This is a genomic window from Ignavibacteriales bacterium (assembly GCA_026390795.1).
Classification (GTDB): Bacteria; Bacteroidota; Ignavibacteria; order Ignavibacteriales; family Melioribacteraceae; genus Fen-1258.
Genome location: JAPLFG010000001.1, coordinates 208253 through 234150 on the forward strand (window position 1 = coordinate 208253; position 25898 = coordinate 234150).

Consider the following 25898-nt stretch of genomic DNA (forward strand, 5'->3'; position numbering starts at 1 on the left):
TGGCGCAAGTAAAAACACGATTTAATAGTGGAGGAATTATGAACTTAACTGAAAAGATAAATCAAGATATGAAGCAAGCGATGAAATCGGGTGATAAAATACGGCTCGAAACGATCCGATCAATACGCGCACTAATATTAGAATTTGAAAAAAGCGGTTCGGGAAAAGAACTTACACCGGAAGAAGAGATTAAAATGCTTACAACCGCCGCAAAGAAAAGAAAAGAATCGATTGAACAATTCCGTAACGGTGGAAGAAATGAATTGGCTGAAAAAGAGGAAGCCGAGTTGAAAATAATTGAAGAGTATTTACCCAAACAACTTTCCTTGGAAGAGATCCTAACTGAGGTAAAAAAAATTGCCGTAGAAGTTGGGGCTAAAACAAAAGAAGATTTTCCAAAACTGATGCCTGTTGCCGCAAAATTACTAAAGGGAAAAGCTGATGGGAAAGTCGTGAAGGAAATCGTCGAAAAAGTCTTGAGCGGTAATTGAACTATCTCGATTACATAATCTTTATTGTCATCATCATCGGCTTTCTGCTGGGATTCAAAGATGGGTTGGTTAGAAAAATAATCGGTCTTATCGGTCTAATACTTGGAGTATTCCTGGCATTCCAATTCTCTCACAAAGTCGGCAAATTATTAATACCTTTTTTTAATAATGATGAGTACTTATCAAGTGTCATTGCCGGTATAACAATATTTTTGGTAATAATTTTAATTGCCTCATTACTAAAGCGAGTAATTCACCCATTTGATAAAGTAAACCGGTTTCTTAACCAATTCCTCGGCGGTGTAATCGGCGTAGTCCAAATTTCTTTTTTTCTTAGTGCCTTATTCCTGTTCTTAAATATTTTCAGTTTTCCAAATAGCACACAAAGAGAAAATTCTTGGAGCTACAATTTTGTTTTGAATCTTATTCCCAAATCAATTGATATAGTAATCGGGAAAAATGTAAATGCATCAGATTATTTAAAAAAATATATTGAAAAGAAAGATGAAGACTCTAATTCGCAAATTGACTCACTTCAGATAAAAAAATGATCATTCAAGAGATACTCGAAAAATTAGAATACAAAAAAGTTATTGCCTTAATTGCCAAATATTGTATCACCGAGAATGGTAAAAATGTTGTAAATAGTTTACAACCGCTGACTGATATTGATCTTTTAAAAATAAACTGCAGCCGGGTCAATGAAGCTAAAGAAATTCTAATTAAAAATGATGTTCCCCCGATTGAATACCTGCCGGATTTAAACGAAGTCATTTCCCGGAGTAGAATTGAAGGAACAGTTCTTCAGGCGAAACAAATTATTGATATCCTTAAACTTGCCGAAGTATCGCGTAAACTTTTTCAATTTTTGAAACCTAAAGACGGCGGACACACTTTCCTGCATGAGTTAACTGAAAAACTCTTTGTTGATAAAGTATTCGAGCACTTCATTGGAAAAGTCTTTACAGAGAATGGTGAAATACGTGACGATGCGAGTCCAAAACTCCGTGAAATCAGAATTGAAATTCGAGACAAAGAAACGTCGCTCCGTAAACAAGTACAAAAACTTTTAAAGCAATTGAGCGATTCTTATCTTGTCCAGGAAGAATATATAACTCAACGCGACGGAAGAATTGTTCTTCCCGTGAAAGCGGAACATAAACGCCACGTAAGAGGATTCGTCCATTCAGAATCGTCTACGGGGCAGACTGTTTATATTGAGCCTGAAGAGACCCTTGAACTTAATAATGAGATCCTTTCACTCAGCTTTGCGGAGAAACGGGAAATAGAAAAAATATTAAGAGGATTGACCGAGCGGATCGGTTTAGTAAATTCAGAATTGAAAAATTCTCTTGCTGCAGTTGCTGAAATTGATTCCATCTTTGCGCGTGGTAAATACTCAATTGAAATAATCGGTTCTCACCCTGCTTTTGATCAGGAAAAGCCATTTAAATTAATTGATGCACGACATCCATTACTTATCAAACGGATTGGTTATTCGAAAACAGTGCCGATGGATTTGGAAATGGATAATATAAATATCGTTCTTATCACCGGACCAAATGCCGGCGGCAAAACTGTTACTTTGAAAACAACCGGGTTGTTGGTTATTCTTGCTCTGGCGGGTATCCCAATTCCGGCACATCCCGATTCAAATTTTCTCGTGTTCGAAAAAGTATTGGTTGATATCGGTGACGCGCAATCAATTGAAGACGATCTGAGTACATTTAGTTCACATCTGAAAAACATAAAACATATTATTGATGAAGCCGATGAAAAAACTCTAGTGGTTCTTGATGAAATTGGAACGGGTACAGATCCGGCGGAGGGTGCGGCAATTGCATCCGGAATGCTTATTACTCTTCGTGATAAAGGTGCCAAAGTTCTTGCAACAACTCACCACGGTAGTTTAAAACTAATTGCAAACCAGCTTGAGAAATTTCAAAACGCTTCTATGGAATTTGATACAGAACATCTTCAGCCGACTTACAAATTTAATCAAGGTACGCCAGGCTCAAGTTATGCTTTTGAGGTTGCTAATAGAATCGGTTTCGATGAGGAATTTATAACTCTAGCAAAGGAATATCTGGATACTGATAAAACGAAGATCGAAGATTTTCTAGTTTCTTTGGAAAAGAAATCCCAGCGTCTAAAAGAACAACTTAACAAGTTGGAACGTGAAAATTCCCGGTTAAAAGGTTTGACAAATCTTTATCATGGTAAGATTGAACAACTGGAAATTCAAAAGAAAGAAATTTTAGCCGATACGAAAGAAAAAGCAGAAACATATCTGAGTGATGTAAATAAGAAAGTTGAAAATGCGATTAAAAAAATCCGGGAGTCTCAGGCAGATAAGTTAGTTGTCAAAGAGGAGAAAAAGAAAATTGAAGAGATAAAAAATGAAAGTCAGGTCGTTTTCAAAAAAGAAAAAAAATCTGTTTCCGAAAAAAGTGAATTAAAAGTAGGGGATTATGTAAAAATAAAAGAAACTGATTCTATTGGTGTTATTGAAGAAATTGATAAGCAGAAAAATAAAGCTGTGCTAAGTGTCGGTACCCTAAAAATGAAAACAAAATATTCCGATTTACTGCCTTCAAAAAAATCGGAAATTGAAAAACCTTCGGCAAAATCATTTACTCTTGATCAAAGTGAAATCAGTTACCGCTTAGATTTACGCGGTCAAAGAGCAGACGAAGCGGAATTTGAAATCATTAAATTTATAGATAACGCTTATATGGCCGGTGTTGATCGTGTGGAAATTCTACATGGAAAAGGGACCGGTGCACTAAAACAACTTGTACATGGATTGCTCAGAAACAACGGTTCAGTAAAAAATTACTATTTTGCAAATATCGAATACGGCGGAGAAGGAATTACCGTCGTTGAATTAAAGTAGGATGAATGATAAAAAAAATTTTAATAGCAAACCGCGGTGAAATTGCTCACAGAATAATTAAAGCATGCCGCGAGTTGGGGATAACCTCGGTAGCAATTTATTCTGAGGCAGACAAAAATGCACTTCATGTTAGAAGAGCGGACGAGGCATACTTAATCGGTCCTTCTCCCGCAAATGAATCATATCTCAACAAAGAAAAAATTATAAAACTTGCAAAAGAAATTGGAGCAGATGCTATTCATCCCGGTTACGGATTTATATCAGAAAATCCGGAATTTATCCGAATGGTTGAACAGTCCGGAATTATTTTCATAGGACCATCTTCAAAATCTGTTGAGATGATGGGAGAAAAAACCTCCGCTAGAAGATTGATGAAACTTAATAACGTTCCAATTGTACCCGGAACGACTGAACCGATAAAAAATATTAATGATGGGAAAAAAATATCAGCGGAAATTGGTTACCCGGTAATGTTAAAAGCAGCGGCAGGCGGCGGCGGTAAAGGAATGCGTAAGATTGACCGCGAGGAAGATTTTGAGGAATCTTACAACCGGGCAAAGAATGAGGCTCTTAAAGCATTCGGCAATGACTATGTTTATATCGAAAAATTTATTGAGCATCCAAAACATATTGAAGTTCAGATATTAGCAGACAAGTTTGGTAATTACATTCATTTATTCGAAAGAGAATGCTCGGTGCAGCGCCGGCATCAAAAAGTAATTGAGGAAGCACCGTCCATTGCAGTAGATGGACAGACACGTGAAAAAATTACTCAAGCTGCGGTGAAAGCAGCTAAAGCATGTAATTATTACAATGCCGGAACTATAGAATTTTTAATGGATAAGAATAAAAATTTTTATTTCCTCGAAATGAATACAAGACTCCAGGTTGAACATCCTGTTACCGAGATGATCACCGGCATTGATCTGGTTAAACAGCAGATTAAAATTGCCAATGGAGAGAAGCTTACTCTAAAACAAGAGGACTTGAAAATTCACGGGCACGCAATAGAATGTAGGATTTATGCCGAAGATGTTGATAATAATTTTGCACCATCAACTGGAAAAATAATTCATCACAGGCTTACTTCAGGTCCGGGAATTAGAATTGACCGCGGTATTGATGTTCTCAGCGAAGTGCCGATTTATTACGATCCAATGCTTTCGAAAGTTATTGCTTGGGGAATTGATAGAGAAGAAGCACTGGCAAGAATGAAACGTGCTCTGGGTGAATATCAAATTAGCGGTGTGATCACAAATATTCCGGCATTCAATTGGGTTCTAAAACAAAAAACTTTTCTCGACGGAACATTCGATATTAATTTTCTTGAAAATGAATTTATGCCCTTGGTTCCGGACAAATGGAAAGATGAATCATCAAAGGATTATGAAGAAATTGCCGCAATACTTGGGGCGCTCCTTAAACAAAGAGAAATTCAGAATACTCTTTCTAATAATAATATTTCCGACAACAATTCATGGCGATCGCAATTATATGAATGAATTTATTGTTACGATTAATAATCGTAAACATTTAGTAAAGATTCTCGGCGATGGCAAAGTTCAGGTTGGCAATCGGGAAGTGAAAACGGATCTTTCTCAAATATCAAACAATTCTTATGTAATTAGAATAGATAATAGTGTTTTTGAAATTACTTCAAATAAATTAAACAGCGACAGATTCGGAATCGTTATTGATGCTTGTTATTTCGATACTGTAGTTAGGACACAACTTCAAGAGACTGCCAATGATCTTCAGAAAAAACAGAGCAAATTAAAACATCATTCGGATGTTAAGGCGCCTATGCCGGGACTCATATTGAAATTTAAAAAGAAAGTTGGAGAAGAAATAAGAATAGGGGAGTCGATATTGATCCTGGAAGCAATGAAAATGGAGAATGAATTACGCTCTCCCGCGAGCGGGATCTTGAAACAAATATTCTTTAATGAAGGACAGTCTGTTGAGAAGGATTCAATTATCCTGACAATTGAATAAGAAATCTTATTTGCTTTTCAAATACAATTACTTATATTTTCGCCGAAATTTCAAAAACAAGAGGAGGTTGTGTGAAGAAATTATTTACCCTTATTATCATCTGTGGGTTATTTGCTAATAGTGTTTACGGAAGCGGTTTCCAGCTGAATGAACACGGTGCCCGCGCTATGGCTATGGCTGGTGCATTTACAGGTTTAGCAAACGATCCATCGGCAATTTATTTTAATCCGGCTGGTATAACTCAATTAAAAGGAACACAATTTTTAGCCGGTGCAACATTAATTCTCCCTATTTCATCTTATACAGCCCCAAAACCACAAAATACGCTGACAGATATGAACGGTCAGGTCTTCAATCCAATTAATTTTTATATAACACAGCAGATTGGAGATAAATTAGCTATCGGACTGGGAATTAACAATCAATACGGTCTTGGTACAAAATGGGATCAGAATTGGGTTGGTCGCAGTTTGGCTGTTGAAACAAAAGTTGAAACTTACTTTTTTACACCTGTTATAGCTTACAAATTATTTGAAAATTTATCAGTAAGCGCCGGACCTGCAATTGCAGTTGGAAATGTGACAATTTCAAAGAAGAGCGTAAATGCTGTTAATCCACTTGGTCCAGAATTTTTAACACTTATGGAAGGAACATCTGATGTTGCAATCGGTTTTACAGCTGGTATTCTGTATAAGGCATCAGATAAATTGCAATTTGGTTTAACTTACAGAAGTGAAATGACATTTGATTTTTCCGGAACAGCAACAAGCACACCGGCTAGCTTCACCTTTGTACATCCTATTCTAAAAGTACCGGTTACTGTTCCGTGGCCGAATGGCGACATCACCGCATCACTAACCACACCACAAAATCTTACTTTCGGTCTTGCATATATGGCTAGCGATAATTTCACAACAACATTTGATTTTCAATATGTCGGTTGGTCAAGTTATGATAAACTAGCTGTTACTTTTGCAAATTATAATCCTGCAAGCCCAACCTTTAGCGGCACATACACAAACTCAGTTGATAGAAATTACGAAAATACTTTTATCGTCCGTTGGGGTTTCGAATATAAACCAACAGACAGTTTTGCATTAAGAGGCGGATTGCTTTATGATAGAAATCCAATTCCTGACGGATATGTTGACCCAACTTTACCGGATGCAAATCGTGTTGGTATTAATCTCGGTTTCGGAGGAAAGTTAACAGATCATTTAGGTCTTGATATTTCCTATATGTATCTAATATTTGCAGATCGAACCATTGGAAATTCCAAATTTGGATTTAATGGCACGTACAGTAATTCTGCACACTTATTCGGTCTTGACTTTTCATATAGTCTCTAAGAATATTCAAAACAAAGGGATGGTTTATTCCATCCCTTTGTAATTTTTAAATGTGTAGGCGTATGAGACAAACTAATTATTTTTTGATGTTCATTTCTGCCATTCTTTTTGCCTGCTCTGCTTCTCAAGAAACTACTCAGCAGCAGAAAAAAGATCCGGAAGTTTATCTATTCGATGATGTAACTAAAAAAGATACAACAAAAGTAGAAACCCCAAAGCAGCAATTACCGAAAAATGTAGATTCTAGCAAAGTAGAGAATAAAGTAAATGTAAAAAACGAACCTGTCACATCAGTCAAAAAATTTTATGTTCAGGTAGGTGTTTTCTCTTCTCAAGATCGTGCACAATCATTTGTACAAGAAAATCAAGCTAAGATTGATTACGTAATGAGTATAACATTGCGCGACAGTGATAAACGCTTCGTGGTTCGTTTGCAGCCGTTTGCCACTCATGAAGAAGCGGAAAAAGTTAAAAATAATATTTGGCAAATTCCTTCATTCAAAGATGCTTTCGTTATAACTCTTGAATAGGATACTATTCAGCAAGTAAAATTTGTGTTGAAAATTGGTATAGATGAACGTATCGACTTTCTGAATTAGAATCTGGTATATTATCCCGCATCGTTATTCGGTATTTGTAATTTCAACTAATAATGATAAATTTAGAGCAAGAAACATTTCTAACAAATAAAGGTGAATAATTTGGCATTCTCATTAAACAAAGTGATGCTGATAGGTAATCTTGGAAATGATGCAGAGACTCGCTTCACTACAAATAATTTGTCTGTCACATCTTTCTCAATTGCCACATCGAATAGCTATAAAGGTAAAGACGGCAATTGGGTAAACGAAACTACTTGGCACAACGTTGTTTCTTTCAACATACCCGATTTCTACAAAGAATCTCTTAAAAAAGGTAAAAAGTTTTACGTTGAAGGTCGTATTCAAAAAAGAGATTACACTGATAAAGAAGGGGTCAAACGGTACATAACGGAAATTATATCGGAAAAACTTATTCCGTTGGAAGGTAGAGAAGGCGGAGGTGTGGAATATAACAGCACTGAAAGAACCGGCAGTTTTGCAGCTCAAAGTGATCCGGATGCTTCTACAACCGGACCAGATGACGATCTTCCATTTTAATATGAATGTTGAACTGTGTAGGATAAAATATTAGTTGGACTATAGTTTATATTCTAAAATTCTGCTTTTACTAATCTGCTTTTTATTCTCTGCTTTTTTTTCCGGATCAGAAGTTGCTCTTTTTTCTTTTAATAAAAAGAAAATTAGAGAATTTAAAAAGGAGCATAGAATAATCGGCGGGTATATTCAACTGCTTTTAGATCATCCCAAAAGACTGCTCGTTACAATACTTCTTGGGAATACAATTGTAAACGTTGCGGCATCTATAATTTCAGTTGTAATTGCTTTAGAGATTGCAAGTACATTTAAAATTTCCGTCGGGATTGCTCTATTTGTTCAAATAACATTACTGACAATATTAATTTTATTGTTAGGTGAAACTACTCCTAAACTATGGGCACAAAAATATCCTCTTCAATTTGCAAAGTTGGTTGCTATTCCTCTCTATTGGATCAGCATAATATTCTATCCAGTTTCAAAGATATTGACCGATCTTTTAGTTTTCGTAACATCACGTTTTAATTTTGATAAATCTAAATCTGTTCTTCAAGGAACAGAAATAACCGATCTTGCCGATTTAAGTATTGAGAAAGGAACCATCGAAGAGGGAGAACACGAACTTATCCATGGAATAGTTTCTTTCAAAACGGTTACAGCACGTGAAATAATGACTCCGAGAGTTGATATCACTGCTATATCTATAGATGAAAGCTTTGATGAATTAATGAAAATTATAAATGAATCTGGACACAGCAGAATTCCATTGTATGAAAATAGTTTGGATAAAATAAGCGGTATCATCTACGCAAAAGATATACTGCCTTTTTTAAAGAATCCCGAATCAAGAAAAACACTATCTTTCAGAAACATTGCAAGGGAAGCTCTATTTGTTCCGGAAACAAAATTGATTAACGAACTGCTTCATGAATTTCAAGAAAAGAATATGCATTTGGGAATTGTTGTTGATGAATACGGAGGTACTTCCGGACTAATATCTCTTGAAGATATTCTGGAAGAAGTAGTAGGCGAAATACGTGATGAGTACGACAAAGAAGAAAATGAAATTTCTAAATTGAGCGATACCAGTTATATGATTTTAGGAAAAGTTTCGATTGATGAACTTAATGATTTGCTGGGTAAAGATTATTCATCTGAGAATGACGACTACGATACTATTGGCGGATTTATATTTAACCATGCGGGAAGTATTCCCAAGCAAGGTTTTCATTTCATTCACAATAACTATAAATTTACTGTAACGGAAGTTGTAAACAACCGAATCAATAAAGTACTTGTTGAAAAAATCACATACTAATTATTGCTAATGAAAAAAGGATGCTTCATAACATCGGTGGTCTTGTTTACATTATTTGTGATGGTTGTTGTTTATTTTGTTAAGTATAAAAAAGATTTCTTGAAAGAATTCTCGAAAAACAAAGTAATTAATATGGCAAGAGATGAATTTGATAAGAAACTTACGGATGTTAAGGCATCAGTTTATAAGGATTCGCTGCAAATTGAGATTCATAAATTCTTTAAGCAAAATGAACATATTCCTTTTGATTCAGCAATGGAAAGAGTCCAAAGTGTTATGAGTGAAGCACAGCATATTTTCCGCTATAAAAAAATAGACTCTCTCGATTTCAACAATTTCAAAAACTATTTGACGCGATATGAAAGATCAGAGAAAAACAGAAATTAAAGTTGGTATTACCGTATTCTTCGGATTGCTCATATTCCTTTGGGTTCTAGGATGGGCAAAAAATTGGACCATCAATGCACAAAGGAAAGAAGTGAATGTTGAATTCCCTTCGGTCGCGGGACTTGAAGTTGGTGATCCGGTCACTATTAACGGTGTTAGGAAAGGTTACGTTGACGAGATTACTATCAAAAGTAATAAAGTTAACACATTGTTAAATTTACCTCTTGATGTTATCTTAAAAGAAGATGCTAAATTTTCTGTAATGATGTTGGATCTTATGGGTGGTAAAAAAGTTGAGATTAATCCCGGGGTTTCCGAAACTGATATGAATCTTAATAAATTGCAGCAAGGAGTTTTTGATGGTGATATTGCATCTGCTATGGCAATGCTGGGAACAGTTCAGAATGATCTCGTAGATGTAATTAAGGAAGTCAAAATATCACTTACGGCACTTAACAAAACGTTATTAGATAAAGAGTTTAATTCGGATTTGAAAACTTCGGTATCTAATCTCGTCACTCTTACGGAGAATCTTAACAAATTAGTTCTCAATAATAAAGAGGAAATAAATCAACTTTTGAAATCGGGAACTGAATTAACAAAAAATGCGAATGACTTTTTAAAAACTAACCGCGATTCAATCTCGCTAACAATATCCTCAATCAACAGTGTATTAATGGTTTCTAAAAATCTCTTAGTAAAAGTAAATGATTTTATGGATAAGACAGATAAGAACCAGAATAATCTTGGCAAAATGTTGAATGATCCGGATTTGATGAACGATCTAAAAACAACAATACAACAAGCCAGAGAACTTATAAAAGTACTTATGGAACAGTTGAAATCAAAAGGTGTAGAAGTAAATGCTCACATCTTCTAAATTCATGCTGGTTTTGTTTTTTATCCTTTCACTTTTCTCCACAACTTATTCTTTTAAAGTAATTGCCGCACATTCAAAACATGGGATGGTTGTAACCGCAAATGATATTGCGACCGATATAGGCGTTTCAATTCTAAAGAAGGGTGGCAATGCGGTTGACGCTTCAGTTGCAGTCGGATTTGCACTGGCAGTAACATTTCCAAGCGCAGGAAATATTGGCGGCGGCGGATTTATGGTTATTCATCTTTCAAATGGTAAGAATACAACAATCGATTTTAGAGAAGTTGCCCCTCTTGCAGCATATGAAAAAATGTACCTAGATAGCATTGGAAATTTTATTCCAGAACTTAGCCAAACCGGGTGGAGTTCAACCGGTGTTCCGGGGACAGTCGCGGGATTAATTTACGCTCTTCAGAAATACGGTACAATGAATATTAAAGAAGTTATTCAGCCCGCGATTGATCTTGCAGAAAAAGGATTTGTCCTTAATGCAGATATGGCTGAATCAATTAATTTTTATTATGAAGATTTTTTGAAAATAGAAACTTCAAAAAAAATATTTACTAAGAACGGAATAAAGTATGTGGAAGGTGACACTCTGATTCAAAAAGAATTGGCAAATACTTTGAAATTGATTAGAGATAATGGCGAAGATGCTTTTTACAGAGGCGAAATCGCTGCTAAATTTGTTGCTGAATCGAAGAAGAATAATGGTTTATTTTCATTAAAAGATTTGGAAGACTACAAAGTTATTGAACGCTTTCCGGTAGAGGGATTTTATCGCGGATATAAAATTATTTCGATGCCTCCGCCATCTTCAGGCGGAATATGTTTGATCGAAGCGTTAAATGTTCTGGAAAATTTTTCTTTCAATAAGGAAAGTTGGAATAGTGCAAAATATATTCACACACTTGCAGAGGTTATGAAACATATTTATGCCGACCGTTCTGAACATATGGGCGATCCGGATTTTTATGATGTGCCAACAAATTATCTGACCTCTAAACAATATGCAGCTGAATTAAAAGACGAAATAGGAAATTACGCAGTTCCATCAAATAAAATCTCAGCCGCAAAAATTCCTCAGCATCGAGAAAAAGAAGAAACTACTCACTACTCAGTTGCAGATGAATTTGGGAATGCGGTTAGTACAACATATACGCTAAACGGCGGCTTTGGGAATAAATTTGTTGTAGATGGTCTTGGTTTTTTGTTGAACAATGAGATGGATGATTTTAGCGCCAAACCGGGAGCGCCAAATCAATATGGTTTGATTGGAAGTAAAGCTAACTCGATTCAGCCTAAGAAAAGAATGTTGAGTTCAATGACGCCGACAATAATTCTGCAAGATGATAAACCGTTTATGGTTATCGGTACACCGGGCGGTTCAACAATTATTACCGCGGTGCTTCAAACAGTTATGAATGTAATTAACTTCAATATGAGCATTTATGATGCAATTGCCGCTCCGAAGATTCACCATCAATGGTTTCCAGATCAAATTGATTTTGAGAAGCCGGCTTTATCTGATGAAACTTACAAGGATCTTGTCTCTCTGGGATATAAATTGAATGAAGTAAAATCTTTGGGACGTTTGGAAGGAATTATAATCGATTCAAGTACTAAAACATTTTATGGTGCATCAGATCCACGTGGATTTGGGAAAGCAGCTGGATGGTAATATGGTTCTTGGAATTGGAATTGATATAATAGAAATTGAGCGCATTCAAAAGAGTATTGATGAGTACGGTGATGCTTTCTTAAAAAAAATATACACTAAAACTGAAATAGATTATTCACTTTCCCGACCGAATAAATATCAGCATCTCGCCGCACGCTTCGCTGCCAAAGAAGCTATCTACAAAGCACTTTCGAATGATACAGATACAGTTTACAGCTGGCAGGATGTAGAGATCTATAACGAAGTAAACGGACTTCCTAAAGTAAAATTTTACGGATCACTTAAGGATTATCTTAATCATGGTAAAGAATTGAAAATCTCAATGAGCCATTCCGAGAACTATGTTACATGTGTAGCAATTCTTTATTCTACCAAAAATTCAGAATAAGATGCATTTTCTTCTCACATCATCAAACTAAACTATTTCTTTATATTTGTTGTTAAGGTTAATAGAAATATTCTCAGAAAGGGAATAAGTGAACGAAAAACGAGTTATAGTAGCAATGAGCGGCGGTGTTGATTCATCTGTTGCTGCAGCGCTTTTACACAAACAAGGTTACGAAGTTATTGGTGTAACTATGAAAACGTGGGGATTCATGGAAGTCGGCGGTGCGCCGAAACATGAATCCGGATGTTGCTCATTAGACGCAATATTTGATGCAAAGAATGTTGCAACTTCATTCGGTATACCGCATTATACGGTTGACTTCACAAAAGCATTCGAAGAAGCTGTGATAGATAATTTTGTTGATGAATATGTCAACGGCAGAACTCCTAATCCATGTGTGGTTTGTAATAGAAAAATTAAATGGGAGGAACTTCTAAAGAAAGCAGATTCGCTTGATGCAAAGTATGTCGCAACCGGTCATTATGCATGTGTGGAGCATAACGTTTCATTGAATCGTTTTTCATTGAAATATTCTACGGATCAGAGGAAAGATCAGACATATGCACTTTGGGGTTTAACACAGGAAAGTTTGAGCAGGACGCTATTTCCATTGGGTGGCTACACAAAAGAAGAGGTACGCAGGCTCGCAACTGAATTCGGTTTAAAAACTGCTAACAAACCGGACAGTCAAGAAATTTGTTTTGTTGCGGATGATAATTATGAAAGATTTTTGAGAGAAAGAGCACCGGAAGTTGTTGAAAAAATTCAAGGCGGCAATCTTGTCTATCATGGAGAGACGGTCGGAAAGCATCGCGGAATTCCATTTTATACAGTAGGTCAAAGAAAAGGACTTGGAGTGACTCTTGGTAAACCAGTCTATGTGAAGAGTATCGATCAAGAGACTAATACGGTTGAAATTGCCGACAAGGATGAACTGCTTGAAGATGTTTGTGTTGCAAATGAAATCAACTACGTCAGCAAATCCGAATTAAAAAAAGATGAAATTGTTTTTGGAAAGATTAGGTATAGTGATAAAGCATCATTGGCAGTAGTTATTGATGCTAACGAAAAAGAAATCAAAATAAAATTTAATGAACCTAAAAATGCAGTTACTCCTGGGCAATCGCTTGTTTTGTACGATGAACAAGGGTATGTGCTGGCGGGAGGTATAATTCAGAAAAAAACTGATTAGGCTTTCATTATTCTAATCTAATTACGATATTTGCAATGTTTAAGGAAGGGTAATTATCAAAAATCCGGCTTTAAATAGAAATTATAAAACTTACGGAGGTAAGTCTTCGAAAGAAAACTTGGAACAAATGGATCACTTAACGCAAGAGTTCTTCTCCTTAATCAAAGCTACGAACCCCTCACTATCTGCAATGTCAAAAAGGCAGTCGTACTTATTTTTCTTGGTAAAGCTGAATTAGTTGTTAATAATGAAAAAAAAGAAATTCATTCAGTCTCAAAGTCATATCCATGGCCAAGTGTTGTCCGTTTGAACGATTACATTAAAGTTCCTTACAAAAAAATTATTCTAACAAGAAGAAACATTTTAAAACGCGACGGACATAAATGTGCTTATTGCGGAAGAGCGGATTTACCTTTAACTATAGATCACATTATTCCGAGATCGAAAGGCGGGGATGATAGCTGGGAAAATTTAGTAGCCGCTTGTCTGCCTTGCAATAACCGCAAAGGAAGCAGAACACCCGAAGAAGCAAAACTTAAAATGAAAATCAAACCTTATGCACCGAATCATATCATGTTTATCCGTAATAATGCAGGCCGTTTGGAAGACACTTGGAAACAGTACTTATTCCAATCGTAATCTCAATTAATTTTTCATTATTTTTGCACATCAAATTAGTTACTCAATAAAATTCTCGGCTTATGGCAAAGAAAAGAATACTTAGCGGTATGCGTCCCACCGGCAAAATGCATTTAGGCAATTATGTAGGCGCACTCGAAAATTGGATTAAATTACAGGATGAATATCAAAATTATCATCTTGTAGCAGATTACCATGTTTTAACAACAGATCTTTCAACCGAAGATATTTATTCCAACACAATCGAAATGGTGACGGATTGGTTGGCTGCCGGGCTCGATCCAGAAAAATCGCCCATATTCCGTCAATCTCAAATAAAAGAACATACAGAGTTGTTTCTAATATTTTCTATGTTAATAACCAAAGCCAGGCTCGAACGGAATCCAACATTGAAAGAGCAAGTGCGTGATTTGAATATTGAAAATTTGGTTTACGGTCACCTTGGTTATCCCGTACTACAAGCCGCAGATATATTGCTGTACAAAGGTGAAGTAGTTCCGGTTGGTGAAGATCAATTACCTCATATAGAAATTACACGTGAGATTGCTAGAAAATTTAATACACAGTACGCAATTGATAATCCTGTGTTTCCTGAGCCTGAAGGAATGATAACAAATTTTGCGCGTTTACCTGGACTCGATGGTCAGCGTATGAGCAAATCAGCTGGCAATACAATCCTTCTTTCAGATGAACCCGATGTGGTTATTCAAAAACTACGAAAAGCTGTGACCGATCCTCAAAAATTAAGAAAGAACGATCCCGGCAGACCCGAAGTTTGTTTGGTATTCACTTATCATAAAAAATTTAATCTGGGTGAAATTCCGGAAATAGATACAAATTGCAGAAGCGGTGCTCTTGGATGTGTAGATTGCAAAATGAGATGTGCTTCCAAAATAAATGAAGTGCTTGCGCCTATTCTTGAAAAAAGAAAATATTATATAAATGATATTAATAAAATAAAAGAAATCTTGAACGATGGCGAATCCAAAGCAAAAGTAATAGCAAAACAGACGATGGAAGAAGTTCATCAGAAAATGAAGTTAGGTTGATGTGTACAAGATAAGATTACATGAATTCGAAGGTCCTCTTGATTTGCTTCTCTTTTTCCTAAAGAGAGATGAATTGGATATTTATGATATTCCAATTTCTAAGATCACCAAAGAATTTATGGATTACCTTCACCTTCTCGAACAATTAGATCTTGAAGTTGCCGGAGATTTTATTTTGATGGCAGCTACGTTGATGCAAATAAAAGTTAAAATGCTTCTTCCGAAAGAAATTGATGAGAAAGGAGAAGAGATTGATCCGCGTGCGGATTTAGTAAGAGCTCTAATCGAATATAAACGTTACAAAGAGATGTCCGAAGAGATGAGCTTCATGGAATCGAATATGCGTAAATTCAATTACCGTGGAAATTATGAAGAAGATGCCAAGCAGGCACCAAATGATTATGAAGTTCTCTTAAAAAACATAACAATCTATGATTTGATTAAAGCATTTAAGAAAGCATTGTTAGATCGTCCTCCAGAACCAGTTCATCAAATTAAAAAATGGAATGTTTCAATTGATGAGCAGATGACTTACATAAATTCTAAACTCAAAGAGAATAATAATGTTAGCTTTCTTGAATTGATGATTGAGATGCATGATAAGATCCGGATTGTCGTTACATTCATTGCAATGCTTGAAATGGTGAAAGCGGGAACTATTGGATTAAGAGAATCAATAAACCTAAACGACTTTATTATCTACGGATTATCAAATGGATAAAATTTATAACTCAGTTATAGAAGCCTTAATTTTTGCATCAGACGATCCAATAACTCCGACGGAGATTACAACTGCAATAAAAGCATTGGACGGATCCGACACAGAGATTACTGATGATGAAATTGAAGAGACAATAGATGAACTAAATATTAAGTATGAACAGAACGGGAATGCTTTTACTATATTAAAAATTGCACATGGATTTGTACATGCTACGAAACCAGATCATGCAAAGTATGTCGGCTATTTGTCTACAGAAAAAACAAAAAGAAGATTAAGTCAAGCAGCACTTGAGACACTTGCAATTATTGCTTATAAACAGCCACTAACAAAACCGGAGCTTGAATCAATTCGGGGTGTTAACTCAGATTATACTCTTAATACATTGCTGGAAAAAAATCTTATAACAATTCAAGGGCGGGCTGAGACGGTTGGTCGTCCTCTTCTTTATATTACAACAGAAGAGTTTTTAAAATATTTTGGATTAAGAACCGTAAGCGATCTTCCTAAACCGCGCGAGATTGAAGAGATAATGAAAGATGAAGATTTCCTCGAACAGAAGCGTAGAATTATGATGAGTGGTATTGAAGAAAAAGCCGAAGAAGAAGAACTTCAATCGGAACTTGAACAGGAAAATGAATTAGAACCGGAGTCTGACTTAGAAAATGAAAATACGACTGAATAGATATCTCTCCGAATGCGGAATTGCATCACGCCGTAAATCGGAAGAGTTCATTAAAGATGGGCGCGTTGATATAAATGGGAAAACTGTAATAGACCTTGCATTTACAGTTGATCCAGATAAAGATATTATTCAGCTAGACGGAGAAAGAATTAAACCTGAGAAAAAAGTTTATTACCTCTTAAATAAACCGAAAGGTTATATCACATCCACGGATGATGAAAAGGGCAGAAAAACAGTTCTCGATCTCATTGAAACAAAGCAAAAAATTTTTCCGGTTGGTAGATTGGACTACGATACCACAGGCGTTCTTCTTTTGACGAATGATGGAGATTTTACAAATTATTTAACGCATCCGGGTAATAAAATTCCCCGCGAATATAAGGTTACACTTCATAAACCTCTCGAAGAAGAAGACCGATTGAAATTAATAAAAGGAATTCTTCTTGATAGAAGAAAAAGCCGTTTCATTGAAATTAAATTTATTAATAAAGAAGACCGTAACAAGGTTTTGGTAGTTGCCGTAGAAGGCAGAAATCATTTTGTCAAAAATATGTTCATTGCTCTTGGATATTTTGTTGACCGCCTGGAGAGAACAAACTACGGTGGTCTGGAGGTTAAAGGAATTCCGGTAGGCAGTTATAGAATTTTATCTCATCGTGAAATTGAAAAAATTTATGAAGTTTACGGTAAGTAAGCTAATTATTATTTTTTTTGTTTCGTTGTCGGTTTTATCCGCTCAACAAAAAGATTCGTTGAACGAAAAAAAATCCGTTCAAATATTAAATCCGTTGGTAGAATTGCGTGATCAACTGGATGATTATTTCAACGATCCAAATTTTAGCAGTGCCACCTGGGGCGTTCTTGTTAAATCTTTGAAAACAGGTGAAATAATTTATAAGCGGAATGCTGATAAATTATTTATACCGGCATCCAATATGAAATTATTTACAAGTGCCGCAGCGCTTTTGCTTTTAGGTCCAAATTATATTTATGAAACCGATTTTTATGTTAACGGAGGGCTGGAAAAAGGTGTATTAAAAGGGGACCTTATAATTCAAGGTTCTGGAGACCCTACAATCTCAAGCCGGTTCTTTCCCAGCAATCAAATTAAAATTTTTGAAAATTGGGCTGACACACTCAAATCAAAGGGAATTTGGGTTATAAGCGGAAACATTTTCGGTGATGATACTTTTTTTGATAACGTCGGACTTGGAAACGGCTGGACCTGGGATTATGAATCAAGCTGGTTTGAAGCTCCTTCTGGTGCTCTGAGTTTTAATGATAATAGTATTGAAGTAAAAATTGAACCAACTGAAGTCAATTTTCCGGCAAAAATCATCATAACACCTTATACTAAATATGTTTCACTTGTTTCAAAAGTTATTACGGTTGATGAACTAGGTGAATCATCAGTATCAGTTCAACGTCAGCGCGGAACAAATCAAATTAATGTAACAGGAAATATCAAAAAAGATTCTCAACCAATTATCGAGCACGTTTCAATTTCCAATCCAACTATGTTTTTCTTGACTGTTCTACGTGAAGTTTTTGAAAGAAAGGGAATTGTTATTCAAGGACGAATAGGAACTATCGACAGTTCAAAGAAGAATATTTTACCCAATGATCTAACTCCTCTTTATACTTATAGATCAGTTCCATTAAAAATAATTATCAAGGAATTGAATAAGAACAGTAATAATTTTTATGCCGAGCAGTTATTAAAAACAATCGGTCTTGAAATCTATAACTACGGAACAATCGAGAATGGTGTTAAGGCGTGTAAAGAAATATTTAATACTATGGGTATCAATCCAGAAAATATGATGATGGCAGACGGTTCGGGATTGTCCCGTTTAGACTTGGTAACACCTAGACAAATAATTAACCTTTTGTCATTTATGTATAAGAGTGATGAATTCCCAAATTTTTACGAGTCACTTCCTATTGGCGGTATCGATGGGACATTAATTAACCGGATGAAAAAAACAGCAGCAGAAAATAACGTCCATGCTAAAGCAGGTTATAATAATAATGTATCTGCATTATCTGGATACTTAAAAACCATTTCAGGTGAACCGTTAGCTTTTTCGATCATTGTAAATAATTATTTAACCCCGTCAACACTCGCAAATTATATACAAGATAATGTATGCAATCGCCTCGTAAATTTTATTAGAAATTAACTTTCACGTACCCAGATAAATATGGAGGAAAATTGGAAAACATAAGTCAAGAGCAGGAATATAATTCGTTGGTTCAGCGCAGACACGAAGAGCTAAAAGCACTTATTGAAAAAGGGATTCAGCCTTTTGCATATAATTTTGATATTAACAGCTACTCAGAGAAAATTAAAAATAATTTTGAGCAGTTAGAAAATAAAGATGTGAAAATTGCCGGCAGATTAATGGCAATACGACGAATGGGGAAGGCATCCTTTGCCCATATTCAAGATAATGAAGGAAAGATACAAATCTATTTAAAGAAGGATGACATCGGAGATTATTACGATGTATTTAAGCTTCTTGATATCGGTGATATTATTGGAGTAGAAGGATTTGTATTCAAGACCAAAACCGGAGAAATATCGGTACATGGAAAATCATTTGTTGTACTCTCAAAATCGATAAGGCCAATTCCAATTCCAAAAGAAACTTTAGATGAACAAGGGAACAAAGTAATTCATGATCAATTTTCCGATAAAGAACTTCGATATCGTCAGCGTTACCTGGATCTTATCCTGAATTCTGATGTAAAGGAAGTTTTTAGAATGCGTTCTAAAGTTGTGACTGAAATTAGAAAATATCTTGATGAGAATGGACTTCTCGAAGTAGAAACACCGGTTCTTCAACCATTATATGGAGGCGCAACGGCACGTCCGTTTGTAACCCATCATAATGCTTTGGATATTGATCTTTACTTGAGAATTGCCGATGAACTTTACCTCAAACGATTGATTGTTGGTGGATTTGACGGCGTTTATGAAATCTCAAAAGATTTTAGAAATGAAGGAATGGACAAAACCCACAATCCGGAATTTACAATGCTTGAGCTGTATGTTGCCTACAAAGATTATTTCTGGATGATGGAATTTGTTGAGAACATGGTTGCCAAGTTGTGCAAAAATGTTTTTGGAAAAACCAAATTTGAAATCGAAGGAAATAAAATCAATTTTAATCCGCCCTGGCAAAGAATTTCTATGGTTGATGAATTAAAAAATAAAGTGGGTGTTGATGTTTTGGCGGCTTCGAATGAAGAATTGATTAAACTATTGAAGACAAAAAATGTTGATATGGAAGGGGGAGAAAGTAAAGGTAAATTGATTGACCTCTTGTTCGAAGTAACTATACAGCCAAATTTAATTCAACCAACGTTCATAACTGATTATCCGGTTGAGTTATCTCCGCTGGCAAAGAAGCATAGAAGTCGAGAAGGTTTGGTTGAGCGTTTTGAAGGCTTTATCCTTGGCAGAGAAATTTGCAATGCATTTAGTGAATTGAATGATCCGATCGACCAGCGCAGCCGGTTTGAAGATCAAGCAAAGATGAAAGAAGCAGGTGATGAGGAAGCTCATCAGATTGATGAAGATTTTGTCCGGGCTTTAGAGTATGGAATGCCGCCAACTGCCGGACTTGGAATCGGAATCGATCGATTAATTATGCTCTTTACAAATCAATCATCTATACGCGATGTAATTTTGTTCCCGCAAATGCGTCCGCAGAAATAAGGATAATAATGAAAAATATTTTGAAACAACTGCCATATTTATTGCTCTTTTTGATTCTCGGAACGTATATCGGGATTCAGTTAAATAAACATTTTTCTTTTTCCGGCAATAAAAAACAAATTGATAAATTTAGCGAGATACTAAGCTATACCGAAGATTATTATGTCGATACCGTCAATTCAAATCGATTAGTAGAAGATGCAATCAAGGGGATGTTTAGTGAACTTGATCCGCACACTATTTATATAGACAAGGAAGAACAATCTGCCGAAGAAGAAACTTTTAGAGGAAATTTTGACGGAATTGGAGTTGAATTTCAAATTGTGAATGATACGATAACTGTTGTAAGTGCTATAACTGGTGGACCAAGTGAAGCAATTGGCATAATATCCGGTGATCGAATTGTGAAAATAGAAGGAAAGGCAAGTGTTGGATGGAAAAATTTAGACGTAATAAAAAAACTACGCGGCAAGAAAGGAACATCTGTCGAGTTGACTATTTTCCGTCCGTCGTCAAAACTTGTAACTAATTATAATGTAATCCGCGATAAAATTAATTTGTATTCGGTAGATGCATCAGTAATGGTTGATAACGAAACTGGTTATGTTAATTTGACTCGGTTTTCGGAAACTACTACAGATGAAATGAAAAATGCACTTCAAGAGTTATCTGCAAAAGGCATGAAAAGACTGATATTGGATTTGCGTAACAATCCCGGCGGATACGAATTTCAAGCTTCCAATGTAGCCGATCTTTTTATAGATGGCGACAAAATGATCGTATACAATAAAAGTAGAGTAAACAAATTTAACGAAGAATTCCACGCGGAGAAAAGTTATCCGTATGAAAAAATCCCTTTGATATTATTGGTTAATCGCGGAAGCGCTTCTGCAAGTGAAATTGTTTCCGGTGCTATTCAAGATTGGGATAGGGGACTGATAGTAGGAGAAACAACATTTGGAAAAGGATTGGTACAGAGACCAATCCAACTTTCTGATGGATCTGCTGTTAGAATCACAATTGCAAAATATTATACACCTTCCGGCAGACAGATTCAAAGAGATTATAAAGACAAACAAAAATATTATCAAGATGTACTCGCACGTAAAGAAGCGGATGGTGAAAATATCGATCATAAAACTGAAAAGGATTCCGCAAAGCCAAAATTCAAAACCAAAAATGGACGCACCGTTTACGGCGGCGGCGGTATAACTCCAGATTATTTAGTTGAATCTGGTACTATTTCAAATTACTCGGTTGAGCTGAGAAAAAATAATATTTATTACCAGTTTGTCCGTAACTATTTAGATAAAAACAGCAAACAGTTGAAAGAAAAATTTAAAAACAATCTTCATCAATTTGTTGATGAATTTCAGTTTAACGAAGAACAAATGCAAAGTTTTATCAAATTTGCAGAATCTCAAAAAGTGAAATATGATGCTAAAGGATATTCGACTGATAAAGAAATGATCCGTGCATGGCTTAAAGCTTATGTTGCTCGTGATATGTTCAAGAACAACGGCTGGTATTTGACTTTACTTCGGTCTGACCGGCAATTTAAAAAAGCAATTACACTTTTTGGAGAAGCAGAAAAATTAGAAGGTCTATCTAAATAAATATTTTAAAAATAGAACTGTTAGATCACGTTGAAAAATTAATCGATGAATATAGAAACTAAACTTTTTCCATATAACGACACATTTCCAAAACTGCACAGTTCGGTTTTTTTGGCACCGGGATCAAAAATTATTGGCGATGTTGAAATACTCGAATACTCATCTGTGTGGTACAATACAGTAATTCGTGGTGATGTTAATTACATTAAGATTGGTGCTATGACGAACATTCAGGATAGCTCGATGCTTCATGTTACAAATCAAAAATACCCGCTTGTAATTGGGAACAAAGTTACTATCGGACACAGTGTAACTCTGCACGGATCAATCCTAAAGGATTTATGTTTGGTAGGGATGAATGCGACTGTATTAGATGGTGCTGTTGTTGAAGAAAACGCAATGGTCGCAGCCGGCGCAGTGGTAACCCCAGGATTTGTTGTTCCTTCGGGCAAGTTAGCAGCAGGTGTACCGGCAAAAATCGTACGAGATTTAACTGAAGAAGAAATTGCTGAATTTGAAATTTCTGCCGGACGATATCTTCAATACACCAAAAATACAATTGAATCTTTTGTGAAAAATAATTATTCAATTGATTGGCTATAAAATGAAGAATGTTTTTGTCTCATGTGAAAAAGGAATTAGAGTTGATAAAAAAACAGTTCAGAATATTGTAAATATGGTTACCAAGGAACTGGAATTAGATATTAATTCGTTAGAATATAATTTCATCTCCTCAAAGACAATGATCGAAATAAATAATTCTTATTTGGGACACAATTACGCTACGGATATTATAACCTTTGATTATTCGGTTGAAAAAAATATTTTAGACGGCGAAATTTTTATTTCTTTGGAGGATGCGGTTGAAAACAGTAAAATATATCGCGTTTCAGCCGATAATGAATTACTAAGATTAATTATACATGGTATTTTGCATTTAATTGGATTGGATGATACAACTATTGCAAAGAAAAAGAAGATGAAAAAAGTTGAAGATGAGATGGTACTAAAATTTCTGAAATTCTCTAAAGGTTTATTAATTAAGAAATGACTTCAAAAATAGTAGAAGTATTGGCAAAAATATTAGAAGGATTGGGGAACAATTTTTCAATTGAGGAAGTAAATCGTTCTTTAATGAAGACTAAACTTTTTGATACACAAACTTTAGGCATCGCGTTCAGCCTGATTTATGATAAAGTGCTTACAAAAAAAAATCGTTCGGAACCTATAGAACACAAAAAGAAAATCGGGATTAGATTTTTGTCTGATCAAGAAAAAGAATCTCTTGGAACCGATAATTATAACTATCTTCTTCATCTAATAAATGTGGGTTTATTGGAAGTTGAAAATTTGGAAATTATTTTGGACCAGATAACAATCTTTCCGGAAAGCAGAGTAACAAGACGGGAAATCAATTGGATCATTCTTCTCTCGCTAGTAGAGTTTGATGCCGAAATTCTGCCGGGGAGCAGAATGTTGTTATACTCTTCAGATACTGTCAATTAAAAGGTAATTACAATGGGTAAAGATCTTATTCTTGTGGAGTCACCCTCCAAAGCAAAGACTATTAATAAATATGTTGGTAAAAATTATATTGTAGAAGCCACAGTCGGTCATATCAGAAATTTACCAAAGACCAAACTCGGTATCGATATAGAAAATGGTTTTGAGCCAAAATTTATGAATATACGCGGTAAAGGTGATGTAATAAAAAAAATCAAATCGCTTGCCGGCAAATCTAACAGAATATTCATCGCGACCGATCCGGACCGCGAAGGTGAAGCAATTGCTCAGGATGTATTGGATATCTTAACTGATGCTCAAAAAGAAAAAATAGAACGTGTACTTTTCAACGAGATAACTAAGAAAGCCGTTAACGAAGCGTTGAAAAATACAATCAAGATTGATGACCATCTTGTTACTTCACAGCGAGCAAGACGTGTGATGGATAGGATTATTGGCTATCAAGTAAGTCCTTTCCTTTGGCGTGCCGTCATAGAAGCATATGGAAGTTCTCTTTCAGCTGGACGAGTGCAGTCGGTTGCTTTAAGACTCATATGCGAGCGCGAAGATGATATTGAAAAATTTATCCCAACAGAATATTGGTCTATTGTTGCCGTTTTCACAACTGAGAAAGGCGATGAGATACGGGCTAAGTTATACGAGGTAAATGGAAAACAGATCAAAGTTCCTCCAAAACCTAACATGACTGATGAAGATTGGGAAGAATTTCTAAAAACAAATTTTGCTATTACAAAAACTGAGTTGGCAAATCAGATTGCTGAAACTCTTCGATCGAAGAATGATTATTTTATCTCGGATCTTACCAAAAAGGAAAGCAGAAAGAATCCTTATCCCCCATTTATTACAAGCAGTCTTCAGGTGGAAGCTTCTCGTAAACTCAGATTCCGTCCGCGTAGAACTATGATGCTTGCACAGCAATTGTATGAAGGAATTGATCTTGGCACGGAAGGAACTACAGGTTTGATTACTTATATGCGAACCGACTCAACCCGCTTGAGTGAAGATGTTGTTTCAGAAGCCAGAAATTTTATTAATGAGAAATACGGCGAAAAATATCTGCCTGAAAAAGCAAAGATATACGATCAGAAGAATAAAAAAAATGTTCAGGATGCTCATGAAGCCGTCCGCCCAACATCATTAAAATACACGCCGGAATTTGTCAAAGAATTTTTAGATGAACCACAGTTCAAACTTTATGAATTAATTTGGAAACGATTTATTGCTTGCCAAATGGATTCTGCGCGGCTTGAAACAACTACGGTTAGCATTTCATCCGATGAATTTGTGTTCAGGAGTTCCGGTACAACAATTTTATTTGACGGATATATGACTTTATATGATGAGGACCTTGAGGATAAAGATGATCAAAATGGAAATGGCTTATTAATTCCGGCTGGATTGGAAATAAATCAAAAGATGGGATTAAAAGAACTAAATCCCAATCAACATTTCACAAAACCACCTCCACGTTTTACTGAAAGTTCTTTAATCAAAGAATTGGAAAGTAATGGTATCGGTCGACCAAGTACATATGCAATGATAATGGGAACGATCATAGACAGAAAATATGTTGAGCAGGTAGATCGTAAAATGATTCCGACTGAACTTGGCAGAAAGGTAAACACAATACTGGTTAAAAACTTTTCCAATATCTTTAATGTAAACTTCACAGCACAGATGGAAGAAGAACTCGATTCGATTGCCGAAGGAGAAATTGGTTATTTAAAAGTACTAAATGATTTTTATGAACCATTCTCCAAAACATTAAAAGAAGTTGAAGCGAATCTTGAGAAGATAAAATGTGAAAAATGTGGTTCGGATATGGATATTAAGATGGGACGATTTGGAAAATATTTAGCGTGTACAAATTACCCCGAATGCAAAAACATTAAATCTCTCAAAGACTTTGCGCCGAACGGAGGCGCACCGGAGCCGACAGGTGATATTTGTCCAAAGTGCGGATCTAAAACAGTTTATAGAGAAGGAAAATTTGGAAGATTTATCGGTTGCGAAAAATATCCTGATTGCGATTTTACTAAAATTGTTACTCTAGGATTGAAGTGCCCGAAATGCAGCGATGGAGAAGTAATTACAAGAAGAACCAAACGAGGAAAGATATTCTACGGTTGTAACCGTTACCCGGATTGCGATTTTGCAAGCTGGACAATGCCAAAGCCGAAAGAAGAGGAAGAAGAAGTCGCTCTTGCTTCGGACGATGAGATCTAAA

The 25898-nt window shown here is 35.6% G+C and carries 26 protein-coding genes; all 26 read left to right on the forward strand.

Features of this window, described 5'->3' with window-relative positions:
* Positions 1-38 precede the first annotated feature (38 nt).
* The 26 genes from NTX65_00805 (at position 39) to topA (ending at position 25897) form a co-directional block, all read left to right on the forward strand.
* Positions 39-491: a GatB/YqeY domain-containing protein gene (locus NTX65_00805; protein ID MCX6167851.1), complete on the forward strand. Its 453-nt coding sequence runs from the start codon at positions 39-41 to the stop codon at positions 489-491.
* Entirely contained in the window at positions 488-1042 is a 555-nt protein-coding gene (locus NTX65_00810) for a CvpA family protein (GenBank protein MCX6167852.1), read from the forward strand. The genes NTX65_00805 and NTX65_00810 overlap by 4 nt, the downstream gene beginning before the upstream one ends.
* A complete protein-coding gene (locus NTX65_00815; GenBank protein ID MCX6167853.1) occupies positions 1039-3387 on the forward strand; it encodes an endonuclease MutS2 in 2349 nt (782 codons plus the stop codon). Before NTX65_00810 ends, NTX65_00815 begins: the two co-directional genes overlap by 4 nt.
* 5 nt (positions 3388-3392) lie before the next feature.
* Positions 3393-4889: an acetyl-CoA carboxylase biotin carboxylase subunit gene (locus tag NTX65_00820; GenBank protein MCX6167854.1), complete on the forward strand. Its 1497-nt coding sequence runs from the start codon at positions 3393-3395 to the stop codon at positions 4887-4889.
* Complete coding sequence (locus NTX65_00825) at positions 4882-5382, forward strand: hypothetical protein (GenBank protein MCX6167855.1); 501 nt, start codon at positions 4882-4884, stop codon at positions 5380-5382. The genes NTX65_00820 and NTX65_00825 overlap by 8 nt, the downstream gene beginning before the upstream one ends.
* A 71-nt stretch (positions 5383-5453) precedes the next feature.
* Positions 5454-6731, forward strand: coding sequence for an outer membrane protein transport protein (locus tag NTX65_00830; protein MCX6167856.1), 1278 nt, complete (start codon positions 5454-5456; stop codon positions 6729-6731).
* 62 nt (positions 6732-6793) lie between these two features.
* Positions 6794-7261 carry an SPOR domain-containing protein gene (locus tag NTX65_00835; protein MCX6167857.1) on the forward strand — a complete coding sequence of 156 codons (468 nt, stop codon included), beginning with the start codon at positions 6794-6796 and terminating at the stop codon, positions 7259-7261.
* Between the two features lie 162 nt (positions 7262-7423).
* Positions 7424-7870, forward strand: a complete 447-nt coding sequence (ssb, locus tag NTX65_00840) for a single-stranded DNA-binding protein (protein ID MCX6167858.1) — start codon at positions 7424-7426, stop codon at positions 7868-7870.
* Between the two features lie 34 nt (positions 7871-7904).
* The gene (locus tag NTX65_00845) at positions 7905-9185 is read left to right on the forward strand and encodes a hemolysin family protein (protein ID MCX6167859.1); all 1281 of its coding nucleotides are present in this window, start codon (positions 7905-7907) and stop codon (positions 9183-9185) included.
* A gap of 42 nt (positions 9186-9227) precedes the next feature.
* Positions 9228-9572: a hypothetical protein gene (locus NTX65_00850; protein ID MCX6167860.1), complete on the forward strand. Its 345-nt coding sequence runs from the start codon at positions 9228-9230 to the stop codon at positions 9570-9572.
* Complete coding sequence (locus NTX65_00855) at positions 9544-10452, forward strand: MlaD family protein (protein ID MCX6167861.1); 909 nt, start codon at positions 9544-9546, stop codon at positions 10450-10452. Before NTX65_00850 ends, NTX65_00855 begins: the two co-directional genes overlap by 29 nt.
* Positions 10436-12133, forward strand: a complete 1698-nt coding sequence (ggt, locus tag NTX65_00860) for a gamma-glutamyltransferase (GenBank protein ID MCX6167862.1) — start codon at positions 10436-10438, stop codon at positions 12131-12133. Before NTX65_00855 ends, ggt begins: the two co-directional genes overlap by 17 nt.
* A gap of 1 nt (position 12134) precedes the next feature.
* Positions 12135-12521 carry a holo-ACP synthase gene (gene acpS / locus NTX65_00865; protein MCX6167863.1) on the forward strand — a complete coding sequence of 129 codons (387 nt, stop codon included), beginning with the start codon at positions 12135-12137 and terminating at the stop codon, positions 12519-12521.
* Positions 12522-12609: 88 nt separating this feature from the next.
* Entirely contained in the window at positions 12610-13713 is a 1104-nt protein-coding gene (gene mnmA / locus NTX65_00870) for a tRNA 2-thiouridine(34) synthase MnmA (protein ID MCX6167864.1), read from the forward strand.
* Between the two features lie 306 nt (positions 13714-14019).
* The gene (locus tag NTX65_00875) at positions 14020-14352 is read left to right on the forward strand and encodes an HNH endonuclease (protein ID MCX6167865.1); all 333 of its coding nucleotides are present in this window, start codon (positions 14020-14022) and stop codon (positions 14350-14352) included.
* 62 nt (positions 14353-14414) lie between these two features.
* Complete coding sequence (gene trpS / locus NTX65_00880) at positions 14415-15401, forward strand: tryptophan--tRNA ligase (protein ID MCX6167866.1); 987 nt, start codon at positions 14415-14417, stop codon at positions 15399-15401.
* Position 15402: 1 nt separating this feature from the next.
* Complete coding sequence (locus NTX65_00885) at positions 15403-16122, forward strand: segregation/condensation protein A (protein ID MCX6167867.1); 720 nt, start codon at positions 15403-15405, stop codon at positions 16120-16122.
* On the forward strand, positions 16115-16807 hold the full coding sequence (gene scpB / locus NTX65_00890) for an SMC-Scp complex subunit ScpB (protein ID MCX6167868.1): 693 nt from the start codon (positions 16115-16117) through the stop codon (positions 16805-16807). The genes NTX65_00885 and scpB overlap by 8 nt, the downstream gene beginning before the upstream one ends.
* The gene (locus NTX65_00895; GenBank protein ID MCX6167869.1) at positions 16788-17501 is read left to right on the forward strand and encodes a pseudouridine synthase; all 714 of its coding nucleotides are present in this window, start codon (positions 16788-16790) and stop codon (positions 17499-17501) included. Before scpB ends, NTX65_00895 begins: the two co-directional genes overlap by 20 nt.
* On the forward strand, positions 17482-18990 hold the full coding sequence (dacB, locus tag NTX65_00900; GenBank protein MCX6167870.1) for a D-alanyl-D-alanine carboxypeptidase/D-alanyl-D-alanine-endopeptidase: 1509 nt from the start codon (positions 17482-17484) through the stop codon (positions 18988-18990). The genes NTX65_00895 and dacB overlap by 20 nt, the downstream gene beginning before the upstream one ends.
* A 32-nt stretch (positions 18991-19022) precedes the next feature.
* Positions 19023-20531, forward strand: a complete 1509-nt coding sequence (gene lysS / locus NTX65_00905) for a lysine--tRNA ligase (GenBank protein ID MCX6167871.1) — start codon at positions 19023-19025, stop codon at positions 20529-20531.
* Positions 20532-20539: 8 nt separating this feature from the next.
* Complete coding sequence (locus NTX65_00910) at positions 20540-22147, forward strand: S41 family peptidase (GenBank protein ID MCX6167872.1); 1608 nt, start codon at positions 20540-20542, stop codon at positions 22145-22147.
* Positions 22148-22192: 45 nt separating this feature from the next.
* Complete coding sequence (locus tag NTX65_00915) at positions 22193-22750, forward strand: gamma carbonic anhydrase family protein (protein ID MCX6167873.1); 558 nt, start codon at positions 22193-22195, stop codon at positions 22748-22750.
* 1 nt (position 22751) lies between these two features.
* Positions 22752-23198: an rRNA maturation RNase YbeY gene (ybeY, locus tag NTX65_00920; protein MCX6167874.1), complete on the forward strand. Its 447-nt coding sequence runs from the start codon at positions 22752-22754 to the stop codon at positions 23196-23198.
* On the forward strand, positions 23195-23653 hold the full coding sequence (locus NTX65_00925; protein ID MCX6167875.1) for a DUF494 family protein: 459 nt from the start codon (positions 23195-23197) through the stop codon (positions 23651-23653). Before ybeY ends, NTX65_00925 begins: the two co-directional genes overlap by 4 nt.
* A 12-nt stretch (positions 23654-23665) precedes the next feature.
* Positions 23666-25897, forward strand: coding sequence for a type I DNA topoisomerase (gene topA, locus NTX65_00930; GenBank protein ID MCX6167876.1), 2232 nt, complete (start codon positions 23666-23668; stop codon positions 25895-25897).
* Position 25898: the final 1 nt, after the last annotated feature.